The following is an 11,966-nucleotide window of genomic DNA, read 5'->3' as shown; positions in this document are numbered from 1 at the left end:
TTAGCAATTCGAGTTGATCGTCAGAGATGGTGCAGACCAAGAAAATCGACGATCGGGTTGAAATAATCTTCGAAGCCCGTAAATGCGTGGTTGCCGCCTTCTATTACAGTCTGGCGGCAGGAAGCGTAGTACGCCACCGCCTGGCGGTAATCCAGCACTTCATCTCCCGTCTGTTGCAGCAGCCAGATAAGATCCGGCGCTTCCAGCGGGTCAATCTGCATGACTTTGAGATCGTAAATATGGCGTGACTCTAGCACATATTGCTGCCCGGTGTAGGGGTTCTCGTTCTGACCGAGATAGTCTGTTAGCAGTTCAAACGGGCGCACCGCCGGGTTTACCACCACTGCGGGCAGCATAAAACATTGCGACAACCAGGTGGCGTAGTAACCCCCCAGTGACGAACCGACGATACCCAGCGAATCGCCGCCATGTTCCAGGACAATGGATTCCAGCAGTTCTGCCGCATCGGAAGGATACGGCGGCAACTGCGGAATAATCATCTCAACGTCAGGGTGATGTTCCGCCAGCCAGTTTTTCAACAAGCTCGCTTTTGCAGAACGCGGTGAGCTGTTGAAACCGTGTAAATAAAGAAGCGTAGACATCAGTAGCCTTCTGAAGCGGTATCAGGTTGGAAACGCGTGTCCGCCAGGCGGTGCACTTCGGTAGTCAGCGTGCCATCAGCATGTAACTCCAGCGTACGCCAGCCGGGGGCAATGGTGTCCAGCGTGAAGTTGGAACAGTGCGGTTTAAATTGCACACAGGTCGACGGCGTTGCCAGCAGGCGGCGCCCATTCCAGTCGAGATCGAGTTCCTGATGAATATGACCACACAGCAGATATTTGACGTGCGGAAACTTCGCCAGCACATTATCCAGTTCACCTGCGTTACGCAGACTGTGTTGGTCGAGCCAGCTACAGCCTGCAGGCAGCGGATGATGGTGCAGTAGCAGCAACGTATGGCGCTCTGGCGCATCAGCCAACTTACGTTCCAGCCAATCAAGCTGAAACTCGCTCAATTCGCCGTGCGGTACGCCAAACACCTGGCTATCCAGCAACAGGATTTGCCATTGCTCACCGATAAACACACGCTTCGCCGGGGAGATACCCGCATCCTGTAACGCGCTGTACATCGCAGGCTGGAAATCATGGTTTCCCGGCAGCCAGACGCAGGGCGCACGAAAGCTTGCGATGCCTTCTGCAAAGTGCAGATAGGCCGCAGCAGTTTGATCCTGCGCTAAATCACCTGTCGCGACAATCAGGTCGAATTCGTGCTGGTGTGGACGAATCGCCTCCAGCACAGCCTGGTAGCTCTCCCAGGTGTTAACCCCCAACAGGGCTTCGTGCTTTTGTGCAAACAGGTGAGTGTCGGTAATTTGTAAAATCCTCACTCTGGCCTCACCAGCCAGAGGAAGGGTTAACAGGCTTTCCAAATGGTGTCCTTAGGTTTCACGACGCTAATAAACCGGAATCGCCATCGCTCCATGTGCTAAACAGTATCGCAACCAATCCGCTAAAAACTGATTAATTTGATGCTTTTCGTCGCGTTGATGCAACTTTTTATTAGGATAATCATACCGCGCTTTGAAGCGAAAAATCTGCTGGCTTGAACACACTTCAGCCACCATCGCGTCATGATACAGACGCACCGTCATTGACGGAAGGCTCCAGTAGCTGATCGCGGGCGCAGTCTGTTCTATTGTCACCAGGGTAGTGTATCGGGTCGATTCCACTATCGTTAGCCGATAATGTGCGTTTGCCACCTGATAGCTTATAGTTTCGCCGGGTGCGTCATTGCGCGGTAACAAACGGCGCAATTGTGAAAAGTTCATCTCGCACAGGCGCATCATTTCAGGAAAGTCAGGTGTGTAACGCTTCATTTATGCCCACTCATTTTTTAACGCTTGATGATGCAGTTGCAGCCATTGCAAAGCGATGACCGACGCTGCGTTGTCGATTTTCCCCTCTTCTACCCACTGGTATGCCTGTTCCCGGCTTACCACATGAACGCGAATATCTTCGTTTTCATCAGCCAGACCGTGAATACCGCTTGCGGTCGTGGCGTCCACTTCGCCCACCATAATTGACGAACGCTCACTGGTGCCGCCTGGGCTTGCGAGGAAACTTAACACCGGTTTGGTTCGTTTGACTATCAGCCCCGCTTCTTCAATCGCTTCGCGACGGGCGACATCTTCCACACTTTCCCCCTCTTCAATCATCCCGGCAACCATTTCCAGTAGCCAGGGGGTTTCGCTGGTGTCATATGCGGCAATCCGTATCTGCTCAATCAGCACGACTTCATCACGCACTGGGTCAAAGGGTAGCAAGACTGCGGCGTGACCGCGCTCAAAAATTTCCCTGCGGACTTCATGACTCATTTGCCCGTTGAATAGACGATGACGAAACCTATAAAGATCTAATGAAAAAAAGCCGCGATAAAGTGTTTCTCGTGCAATAATTTCTACATCGTTTTTGCCAAATGAAACGGGCAGGTTGTCTGGCTTAAGCATGGTTAATGTCCTGGCACTAATAGTGAATAAAATGTGAATTTCAGCGACGTTTGACTGCCGTTTGAGCAGTCATGTGTTAAATTGAGGCACATTAATGCCCTATGGCACGTAACGCCAACCTTTTGCGGTAGCGGCTTCTGCTAGAATCCGCAATAATTTTACAGTTTGATCAGCGCTAAATACTGCTTCACCACAAGGAATGCAAATGAAGAAATTGCTCCCCATTCTTATCGGCCTGAGCCTTTCTGGGTTCAGTACGTTGAGCCAGGCCGAGAACCTGATGCAAGTTTATCAGCAAGCACGCCTTAGTAACCCGGAATTGCGTAAGTCTGCCGCCGATCGTGATGCTGCCTTTGAAAAAATTAATGAAGCGCGCAGTCCATTACTGCCACAGCTAGGTTTAGGTGCAGATTACACCTATAGCAACGGCTACCGCGACGCGAACGGCATCAACTCTAACGCAACCAGTGCATCCCTGCAGTTGACTCAGTCCATTTTCGATATGTCGAAATGGCGTGCGCTGACCTTGCAGGAAAAGGCTGCCGGTATTCAGGACGTCACCTATCAGACCGATCAACAAACCTTGATCCTCAACACCGCGACCGCTTATTTCAACGTGTTGAATGCCATTGACGTTCTTTCCTATACTCAGGCGCAAAAAGAAGCGATCTACCGTCAGTTGGATCAAACCACCCAACGTTTTAACGTGGGTCTGGTGGCGATCACCGACGTGCAGAACGCCCGCGCACAGTACGATACCGTGCTGGCGAACGAAGTGACCGCACGTAACAACCTCGACAATGCCGTTGAGCAACTGCGTCAGATCACCGGTAACTACTATCCGGAACTGGCAGCACTGAATGTCGAAAACTTCAAAACCGACAAACCACAGCCGGTTAATGCGCTGCTGAAAGAAGCAGAAAAACGCAACCTGTCGCTGTTACAGGCACGTTTGAGCCAGGATCTGGCGCGCGAGCAAATTCGCCAGGCGCAGGACGGTCACTTACCGACGCTGGATTTAACAGCTTCTACCGGGATTTCTGATACCTCTTATAGTGGTTCGAAAACCCGTGGTGCGAACAGTGCCCAGTTTGACGACAGCAATATGGGCCAGAACAAAGTTGGCCTGAGCTTCTCGCTGCCGATTTATCAGGGCGGGATGGTTAACTCGCAGGTGAAACAGGCACAATACAACTTTGTCGGTGCCAGCGAACAACTGGAAAGCGCACACCGTAGCGTCGTGCAAACCGTGCGTTCCTCTTTCAACAACATAAATGCATCTATCAGTAGCATTAACGCTTACAAACAAGCCGTTGTTTCCGCCCAAAGCTCATTAGACGCGATGGAAGCGGGCTACTCGGTCGGTACGCGTACCATTGTTGATGTGTTGGACGCTACCACTACGCTGTACAACGCCAAACAAGAACTGGCAAATGCGCGTTATAACTACCTGATTAACCAGTTGAATATTAAATCAGCTCTGGGTACGTTGAACGAGCAGGATCTGCTGGCACTGAACAATGCGCTGAGCAAACCGGTTTCCACTAACCCGGAAAACGTTGCACCGCCAACGCCAGAACAGAATGCTATTGCTGATGGCTATGCGCCTGATAGCCCGGCACCAGTTGTTCAGCAAACATCCGCACGCACTACCACCAGTAACGGTCATAACCCTTTCCGTAACTGATGACGATGACGGGGCTTCGGCCCCGTCTGAACGTAAGGCAACGTAAAGATACGGGTTATCTGCCGCATTCTTCCCCCTTCTCGCTTCAATTTCGACCAGCCATCCTCTATTCTGATGGGTATTTACCACTGGTCCCGGAAGACAAAAATGAAACGGACAAAATCCATACGCCACGCATCGTTCCGTAAAAACTGGAGCGCACGCCATCTGACACCTGTCGCTCTCGCGGTTGCCACTGTTTTTATGCTGGCTGGCTGTGAAAAGAGTGATGAGACTGTGTCTCTGTATCAAAATGCTGATGATTGTTCAGCTGCAAACCCAGGTAAAAGCGCAGAATGCGCCACTGCGTACAATAATGCGCTGAAAGAAGCGGAACGTACTGCGCCGAAATACGCCACTCGGGAAGACTGTGTTGCTGAATTTGGCGAAGGTCAATGCCAGCAGGCGCCGGCTCAGGCTGGCATGGCGCCAGAAAACCAGGCACAGGCTCAGCAATCCAGCGGTAGCTTCTGGATGCCGCTGATGGCTGGTTACATGATGGGGCGTCTGATGGGCGGCGGCGCGGGCTTTGCACAGCAGCCGCTGTTCTCCTCGAAAAACCCGGCCAGCCCGGCTTACGGCAAATATACTGATGCCACCGGTAAAAACTATGGCGCTGCCCAGCCAGGCCGCACCATGACCGTACCGAAAACAGCTATGGCGCCGAAACCGGCGACCACCACCACCGTTACCCGTGGCGGCTTTGGTGAATCTGTTGCCAAACAAAGCACCATGCAGCGTAGCGCAACCGGCACTTCTTCTCGTTCAATGGGCGGCTGATACCGATGGAAAGAGTCAGTATTACCGAGCGCCCGGACTGGCGCGAAAAAGCTCACGAGTACGGTTTCAATTTTCATACCATGTACGGTGAGCCGTACTGGTGTGAAGATGCTTACTACAAATTGACCCTCGCACAGGTCGAAAAGCTGGAAGAAGTCACCGCCGAACTACACCAGATGTGCCTGAAAGTGGTGGAAAGAGTGATCGCCAGCGACGAGCTGATGACCAAATTCCGCATTCCAAAACACACCTGGAGTTTTGTGCGTCAGTCATGGCTGACTCACCAGCCGTCGCTTTATTCGCGTCTTGATCTGGCGTGGGATGGCACTGGCGAACCTAAACTTCTGGAAAATAACGCCGATACACCAACGTCACTGTATGAAGCTGCGTTCTTTCAGTGGATCTGGCTGGAAGATCAGCTTAACGCGAGCAACCTACCGGAAGGCAGCGACCAGTTTAACAGTCTGCAAGAAAAGCTGATCGATCGCTTTGTCGAGCTGCGTGAGCAGTACGGCTTTCAGTTGCTGCATCTCACCTGCTGTCGCGACACAGTGGAAGATCGCGGCACAATTCAGTATTTGCAGGACTGCGCGACCGAAGCTGAAATCGCCACCGAGTTTCTGTACATCGACGATATCGGTTTAGGCGAAAAAGGTCAGTTCACGGATTTGCAGGATCAGGTCATCGCTAATCTGTTCAAACTGTATCCGTGGGAATTTATGCTGCGCGAAATGTTCTCCACTAAGCTGGAAGATGCTGGCGTGCGTTGGCTGGAACCAGCATGGAAGAGCATTATTTCCAACAAGGCGCTTCTGCCACTACTGTGGGAGATGTTCCCGAATCACCCGAACCTGTTGCCCGCTTATTTTGCGGAAGATGATCATCCGCAAATGGAAAAATATGTGGTTAAGCCGATCTTCTCACGTGAAGGCGCAAACGTGTCAATCATCGAGAACGGCAAAACCATTGAAGCGGCGGAAGGTCCGTATGGCGAAGAAGGCATGATTGTTCAGCAATTCCATCCACTACCGAAATTTGGCGACAGTTATATGCTGATTGGTAGTTGGCTGGTGAATGATCAGCCTGCCGGAATTGGGATTCGTGAAGACCGCGCATTAATCACCCAGGATATGTCTCGGTTTTATCCGCATATTTTTGTAGAGTAATCAATGATACCGGATGGCATTCGCCATCCGGTATCGTAGCTCAGATAAGGCGTTTACGCCGCATCTGACAGCCGTTGCCGGATGTGGGCCGACAAAGGGGGATATTTTCTCCGTTAGCCTACCTGCACCGACAACATGCTTAAACTGCCCATCTCTATGCCATCAACTGGAACAGTCACCGGCTCCTGACCATCCCACGCACCTAACACATACAACAATGGCAGAAAGTGTTCCGGTGTTGGGTTCGATAACGCCCCACCTTCATGGTCGAGGTAATTCACTAGTGGATGCTCCTCAACCGCCCCTTGCCACGTCAGATTCGCTTTCACATACTCATTAAATAACATCGCCCACGGATACGGTGAACTATCACCATGCCACTTCACCGTGCGCAGGTTATGCACCACGTTGCCACTGGCAACTAACATTATCCCTTCATCGCGCAGCGCCGCCAGTTTACGTCCCATTTCGAAATGCCAGGCGGCGGGTTTAGTGCTGTCAATACTCAACTGTACCAGCGGGATGTCAGCGTCAGGATACATCTTAATCAGCACGCCCCAGGAACCGTGGTCAAAACCCCACGCTTCTTTATCCAGGGTAACGGGTACTGGCGCCAGCAATTCGACCAGTCGCTGTGCCAACGCTGGTGAACCCGGCGCCGGATAATGGGTTTCGTATAATTCCTGAGGAAAACCGCCAAAGTCATGAATTGTCGGCGGTGTTTCCATCGCCGTTACTCCCGTGCCACGAGTAAACCAGTGCGCAGAAATAGCGACTATCGCTTTCGGGCGCGGCAATGTCTCGCCTAGCTGCTGCCAGGCCTGGGTATATAAATTATCTTCCAGCACATTCATCGGACTACCGTGACCTAAAAACAATGCTGGCATACGCGTTGAAGACATGATGATATCCTTAATTGAAGGTGTCATTTTGATATCCTCACAATACGCTTGTTCGGTGGGCGAAGAACCCTGATAACCATGATGATGATCATCAGTTATTTTGAAGCTCCACCTGAAGTTGAAGAATTATAAGGAGTTGTCGATGTCAGTACCTCTCATTCTGACCATACTGGCGGGGGCAGCCACGTTTATTGGCGCGTTTCTCGGCGTTCTTGGACAAAAACCCTCAAACCGACTGCTGGCGTTTTCGCTGGGATTTGCGGCGGGGATCATGTTGCTCATCTCATTAATGGAGATGCTTCCTGCCGCATTAGCCGCCGAAGGGATGTCGCCTGTGCTGGGCTACGGTATGTTTATCGTTGGTTTGCTGGGCTATTTTGGCCTGGACCGCATGTTGCCCCATGCCCACCCGCAGGATTTAATGCAAAAATCAGTGCAGCCGCTACCAAAATCAATCAAGCGCACTGCCATTTTGCTCACTCTGGGTATCAGCCTGCATAACTTCCCGGAAGGGATTGCCACCTTTGTCACAGCGAGCAGTAACCTGGAGCTGGGCTTTGGTATCGCTCTGGCAGTGGCGTTGCACAATATTCCTGAAGGTCTGGCAGTAGCAGGGCCGGTTTATGCTGCAACAGGCTCGAAACGCACCGCAATTCTGTGGGCCGGGATTTCTGGACTGGCAGAAATTCTCGGTGGTGTTCTGGCGTGGTTAATCCTCGGTAGCATGATTTCTCCAGTGGTAATGGCAGCAATCATGGCGGCGGTTGCGGGTATTATGGTCGCACTTTCCGTTGACGAATTAATGCCATTGGCCAAAGAAATTGATCCCAATAATAACCCCAGCTATGGCGTGCTATGTGGAATGTCAGTAATGGGGTTCAGTTTAGTGCTGCTACAAACGGCAGGAATTGGTTAAAAACGACTTCAGATGTTGTCCGGCGCATGGACAACATCTGCAGACATCACAAAAGCTCTATTCCAGCTTTTCTGCTACTTCTTCTCTCGCACTGCTTAAGTATTTGTTACGCGCTTCCAGCAGTGCGTCTCTGTCCTGGCGGAACGCCCGACAATAACGTTTCAGATGCAGAAAATAACCCACCACAACCAGCGCAATCAATACAATCCAGTACCAGGCGATAAACATCCTTTTTACCCTTAATATTTAACATTATTAAACATTTGGCGAATAAATTTCACACATCCATTTTCGGATATATTCATATGGTCGCATAATAGAGAAACAATTATATGATTTCGATCATATTTAATGAACAGAAACATATCATTTGTTGTTTAAAAAACACCCTTTACATTAAAAATACTTATACTTCCTTCAACATAGGGTATCTATTCATTATATATATTTCATTGTTGCTATTTTATGTAAACCATATGTTTACAATATTTCATTAGCATTCAGAATATAAATGGAAAGCTATTAACGACAAGCACAAACCGCCTAACAACGGAGGTTAATTTCACCTGTTTACTCAAAACAACATTCACCACATCAATTAATTTTATTTATTTTGATTGATGTAATAGCAAATTCATTTTCTTTATTTATTGTTTAAGTTTTTCTTAAAGTCAATTTAAAAAAACATAACAAGACTTGCATTTAGCCACGTGATAACATTTTACTGAAATTAATATTTCATTCAAAAAATATATTTTCTCTCATATTTCATACTTCCTATTTGTAAAGGATTATACTCATGTTAAAGAAAACCCTTCTGTCTGCATTCGCGGCTACGTTAATTTCTGGTGTCGCTTTTAACGCTCTTGCTGATGATACAAATCAGGGGTCAGGTAAAATCACTTTTAAAGGTGAAGTTATCGATGCACCATGTTCTATCGCGCCTGGTGATGAAGATCAAACCATCAACCTTGGTGAAGTTGCCAGCACTGTATTGAACAGTGGACAAAAATCTCTGCCGGTAGATGTCACCATTCATCTGCAGGACTGCATTTTGTCTGATGGCACAAATACTGTCGATAAAGTCAAAATTACCTTCAGTTCTGCCAGCGTTGATACCACTGACTCCAGCCTGCTGAAAAACACCCTTGATGGCAACATCGGTAGTGCATCGGGTGTTGGTGTTCGCCTGATAAAATCTGACAACACTAATGTGACCCTGGGTACTCCAGTCACCATCAATTTCCCTACCACCAACTCATTCCAGGAGCTGAACTTCAAAGCTCGCATGGAATCCCTGGCTAAAAATGCAACACCAGGTAACGTCCAGGCGCAGACAAACTATGTCCTCGACTACAAATAATAATACTCATAGATAACGCCAGAAAATCAAGCCGATGAAGTTTCATCGGCTGTTTGGGACATTGTAAAAATGGATTTTTATGCAAACTAAAAACACGTTTAGTCGGGATAAATTATCTCTCTCAATAAAAAATGTCCTTTCTGGTGTTGTATGCTCACTGTTATTAGTTTTTCCGACACAAGCGGTAGAATTCAACGTTGATATGATTGACGTTGAAGATCGTGCAAATATCGATCTCTCCCGATTCGAGAAAAAAGGATATATCACTCCAGGCAAATATCTTGTTCGCGTGCAGATCAATAAAAATATATTACCGCAAGCGTCGACGCTGGACTGGGTAAAAGCAGATACAGAAAGCGGTTCGTTACTGTGCCTGACGAAAGAGCATTTAACTAACTTTGGCCTGAATGAAGAATTCATTGACACCTTACAAACAATACAAAGCACTGACTGCCTTGATTTAAGCCTAAAACCAGAATTAATAACGCGCCTCGATAAGTCAACAATGGTGTTATCACTCAGTGTTCCTCAGGCATGGCTCAAATATCAGGCCAAAAACTGGACTCCCCCCGAATTCTGGGATGACGGTATCGCAGGGTTTATTCTCGACTACAACCTGTACGCCAGCCAGTATGCGCCACATCACGGCGACAGCACCCAAAATATCAGTTCCTACGGCACATTAGGTTTCAACCTCGGCGCATGGCGTTTACGCAGTGATTATCAATATAATCAGAATCTTACTGAAGGCCGTTCCGTTAGCCACGACGGCGACTTTGCGCGCACCTATTTGTTCCGTCCTATCCCCACATGGTCATCAAAATTTACCATGGGGCAATACGATCTGAGTTCCAATCTTTACGATACATTCCACTTTACTGGTGCATCCTTAGAAAGTGACGAAAGTATGTTGCCACCCGATTTACAGGGTTACGCCCCGCAAATTACCGGTATCGCGCAGACTAACGCCAAAGTCACCGTTGCACAAAATGGTCGAGTCCTTTATCAAACTACCGTTTCACCAGGGCCATTTACCATTTCTGATTTGGGGCAATCGCTCCAGGGGCAACTGGATGTCACTGTAGAAGAAGAAGATGGTCGCACCAACACCTTTCAAGTCGGCGCTGCTTCTATCCCTTATTTAACCCGTAAAGGGCAAGTGCGCTATAAAATGTCACTTGGGAAACCAACCTCCGTTGGGCATAACGATATCAATAACCCATTCTTCTGGACGACGGAAGCCTCATGGGGATGGCTGAATAACGTCTCTCTCTATGGCGGCGGCATGTTTACGGCTGATGATTATCAGGCGATTACTACCGGTGTAGGTTTTAACCTTAATCAGTTCGGCTCGCTTTCATTCGATGTCACCGGCGCAGAAGCCTCTCTGCAACAACAGAATAGCGATAAATTACGCGGCTATAGTTATCGGTTTAACTACGCAAAACATTTTGAATCAACTGGGAGCCAGATTACCTTCGCGGGTTATCGTTTCTCTGATAAAGATTATGTGTCGATGAGCGAGTATCTCGCCTCGCGCAACGGTGATGAAACCGTCGATAATGAAAAAGAGAGCTATGTAATTTCGCTGAACCAGTACTTTGCTGCGCTGGAGCTGAACTCTTATCTCAATATTACACGTAATACCTACTGGGACCGTGAAAGTAATACCAATTACTCCCTGTCTTTGAGCAGAAATTTTGATATTGGTGATTTCAGAGGGATCTCCGCTTCGCTGGCAATAAGCCGGATTCGTTGGGATGACGACGAAGAGAATCAGTATTATTTCTCATTCTCTCTGCCTTTACAGCAAAATCGTAATATCTCATACAGTATGCAACGTACCGGTGACAGTAATACCTCGCAAATGATCTCCTGGTATGACACATCAGATCGTAACAATACCTGGAATATTTCAGCATCGGCAACAGACGACAATATCCGCGATGGAGAGCCAACACTGCGCGGAAGTTATCAGCACTATTCTCCGTGGGGACGCCTGAATATCAACGGTAGTATGCAACCAAATCAATACAACTCAATCACTGCTGGCTGGTACGGCTCTCTGACAGCCACGCGTCACGGTGTTGCGCTTCATGATTATAGCTACGGTGATAATGCCCGCATGATGGTGGATACAGACGGCATTGCTGGCGTTGAGATTAACTCTAACCGTACCGTGACCAACGGGATGGGCGTTGCTGTTGTTCCTTCTTTATCGAACTACACCACCGCCATGCTAAGAGTGAATAACAACGAATTGCCCGAAGGTGTGGATGTTGAAAACTCAGTCATTCGCACCACGCTCACTGAGGGCGCGATCGGTTACGCGAAACTGAATGCCAGCACCGGATACCAGATCGTCGGAGTGATCCGCATGGAAAATGGCCGTTTCCCGCCACTTGGAGTGAGCGTAACGGATAAAGCATCAGGTAAAGATGTGGGCCTGGTTGCAGAAGATGGCTTCGTTTATCTCAGCGGAATTCAGGAAAATAGTACATTGCGTTTAACATGGGGGGATAACATGTGCGAAATGACTCCGCCCAATAAAAGTAATATCAGCGAAAACGCTATTATTTTACCGTGTAAAAAAGTCAATTAATTCAG

At 48.6% G+C, this 11,966-nt stretch carries 12 protein-coding genes; 6 read left to right on the top strand and 6 right to left on the bottom strand.

Features of this window, described 5'->3' with window-relative positions:
* Positions 1-20: 20 nt before the first annotated feature.
* Genes yqiA through nudF form a run of 4 tightly spaced genes read right to left on the bottom strand, consistent with a single transcriptional unit; the run spans position 21 to position 2,506 of the window.
* Positions 21-602, bottom strand: coding sequence for an esterase YqiA (yqiA, locus tag HEN21_RS11740; protein ID WP_000105733.1), 582 nt, complete (start codon positions 600-602; stop codon positions 21-23).
* Positions 602-1,429, bottom strand: a complete 828-nt coding sequence (cpdA, locus tag HEN21_RS11735; protein ID WP_000444757.1) for a 3',5'-cyclic-AMP phosphodiesterase — start codon at positions 1,427-1,429, stop codon at positions 602-604. Before cpdA ends, yqiA begins: the two co-directional genes overlap by 1 nt.
* A 24-nt stretch (positions 1,430-1,453) precedes the next feature.
* Positions 1,454-1,876 carry a DUF1249 family protein gene (locus tag HEN21_RS11730; RefSeq protein ID WP_000833387.1) on the bottom strand — a complete coding sequence of 141 codons (423 nt, stop codon included), beginning with the start codon at positions 1,874-1,876 and terminating at the stop codon, positions 1,454-1,456.
* Positions 1,877-2,506, bottom strand: coding sequence for an ADP-ribose diphosphatase (nudF, locus tag HEN21_RS11725; RefSeq protein ID WP_000917108.1), 630 nt, complete (start codon positions 2,504-2,506; stop codon positions 1,877-1,879).
* 205 nt (positions 2,507-2,711) lie between these two features.
* Here nudF and tolC point away from each other — a divergent pair, with 205 nt between their 5' ends.
* From tolC to HEN21_RS11710, 3 genes are all read left to right on the top strand, one after another.
* Positions 2,712-4,193, top strand: a complete 1,482-nt coding sequence (tolC, locus tag HEN21_RS11720) for an outer membrane channel protein TolC (RefSeq protein ID WP_176251880.1) — start codon at positions 2,712-2,714, stop codon at positions 4,191-4,193.
* Positions 4,194-4,340: 147 nt separating this feature from the next.
* Entirely contained in the window at positions 4,341-5,012 is a 672-nt protein-coding gene (locus tag HEN21_RS11715) for a DUF1190 family protein (protein ID WP_000831533.1), read from the top strand.
* Between the two features lie 5 nt (positions 5,013-5,017).
* Entirely contained in the window at positions 5,018-6,178 is a 1,161-nt protein-coding gene (locus HEN21_RS11710) for a glutathionylspermidine synthase family protein (RefSeq protein ID WP_000442877.1), read from the top strand.
* A gap of 113 nt (positions 6,179-6,291) precedes the next feature.
* Here HEN21_RS11710 and ygiD read toward each other — a convergent pair whose 3' ends face one another.
* Complete coding sequence (gene ygiD, locus HEN21_RS11705) at positions 6,292-7,080, bottom strand: 4,5-DOPA-extradiol-dioxygenase (RefSeq protein WP_176251881.1); 789 nt, start codon at positions 7,078-7,080, stop codon at positions 6,292-6,294.
* 142 nt (positions 7,081-7,222) lie between these two features.
* On the opposite strand from ygiD, the gene zupT reads away from it, so the two are divergent.
* Entirely contained in the window at positions 7,223-7,996 is a 774-nt protein-coding gene (zupT, locus tag HEN21_RS11700; protein WP_000115866.1) for a zinc transporter ZupT, read from the top strand.
* Between the two features lie 57 nt (positions 7,997-8,053).
* Here the strand turns inward: zupT and yqiD are convergent, their stop codons facing one another.
* A complete protein-coding gene (gene yqiD, locus HEN21_RS11695) occupies positions 8,054-8,224 on the bottom strand; it encodes a protein YqiD (RefSeq protein ID WP_000469267.1) in 171 nt (56 codons plus the stop codon).
* Between the two features lie 571 nt (positions 8,225-8,795).
* Here yqiD and HEN21_RS11690 point away from each other — a divergent pair.
* Together HEN21_RS11690 and HEN21_RS11685 are read left to right on the top strand one after the other, a co-directional pair.
* Positions 8,796-9,359 carry a fimbrial-like protein gene (locus HEN21_RS11690; protein WP_000915004.1) on the top strand — a complete coding sequence of 188 codons (564 nt, stop codon included), beginning with the start codon at positions 8,796-8,798 and terminating at the stop codon, positions 9,357-9,359.
* A gap of 79 nt (positions 9,360-9,438) precedes the next feature.
* Entirely contained in the window at positions 9,439-11,961 is a 2,523-nt protein-coding gene (locus HEN21_RS11685) for a fimbria/pilus outer membrane usher protein (RefSeq protein WP_176251834.1), read from the top strand.
* Positions 11,962-11,966: the final 5 nt, after the last annotated feature.

Origin of the sequence: Escherichia sp. 93.1518 (assembly GCF_013368915.2) — a bacterium.
GTDB lineage: Bacteria > Pseudomonadota > Gammaproteobacteria > Enterobacterales > Enterobacteriaceae > Escherichia > Escherichia ruysiae.
The sequence above is the reverse complement of the archived record's forward strand: the minus strand, read 5'-3'. Positions and strand labels throughout refer to the sequence as shown.

Bases quoted from the DNA above. Each gene is read 5' to 3' on its own strand.
- ygiD (WP_176251881.1), bottom strand. From the start codon at position 7,080: ATGTCTTCAACGCGTATGCCAGCATTGTTTTTAGGTCACGGTAGTCCG.
- zupT (WP_000115866.1), top strand. From the start codon at position 7,223: ATGTCAGTACCTCTCATTCTGACCATACTGGCGGGGGCAGCCACGTTT.
- HEN21_RS11710 (WP_000442877.1), top strand. From the start codon at position 5,018: ATGGAAAGAGTCAGTATTACCGAGCGCCCGGACTGGCGCGAAAAAGCT.
- nudF (WP_000917108.1), bottom strand. From the start codon at position 2,506: ATGCTTAAGCCAGACAACCTGCCCGTTTCATTTGGCAAAAACGATGTA.
- yqiD (WP_000469267.1), bottom strand. From the start codon at position 8,224: ATGTTTATCGCCTGGTACTGGATTGTATTGATTGCGCTGGTTGTGGTG.
- HEN21_RS11690 (WP_000915004.1), top strand. From the start codon at position 8,796: ATGTTAAAGAAAACCCTTCTGTCTGCATTCGCGGCTACGTTAATTTCT.
- tolC (WP_176251880.1), top strand. From the start codon at position 2,712: ATGAAGAAATTGCTCCCCATTCTTATCGGCCTGAGCCTTTCTGGGTTC.
- HEN21_RS11715 (WP_000831533.1), top strand. From the start codon at position 4,341: ATGAAACGGACAAAATCCATACGCCACGCATCGTTCCGTAAAAACTGG.
- yqiA (WP_000105733.1), bottom strand. From the start codon at position 602: ATGTCTACGCTTCTTTATTTACACGGTTTCAACAGCTCACCGCGTTCT.
- HEN21_RS11730 (WP_000833387.1), bottom strand. From the start codon at position 1,876: ATGAAGCGTTACACACCTGACTTTCCTGAAATGATGCGCCTGTGCGAG.
- HEN21_RS11685 (WP_176251834.1), top strand. From the start codon at position 9,439: ATGCAAACTAAAAACACGTTTAGTCGGGATAAATTATCTCTCTCAATA.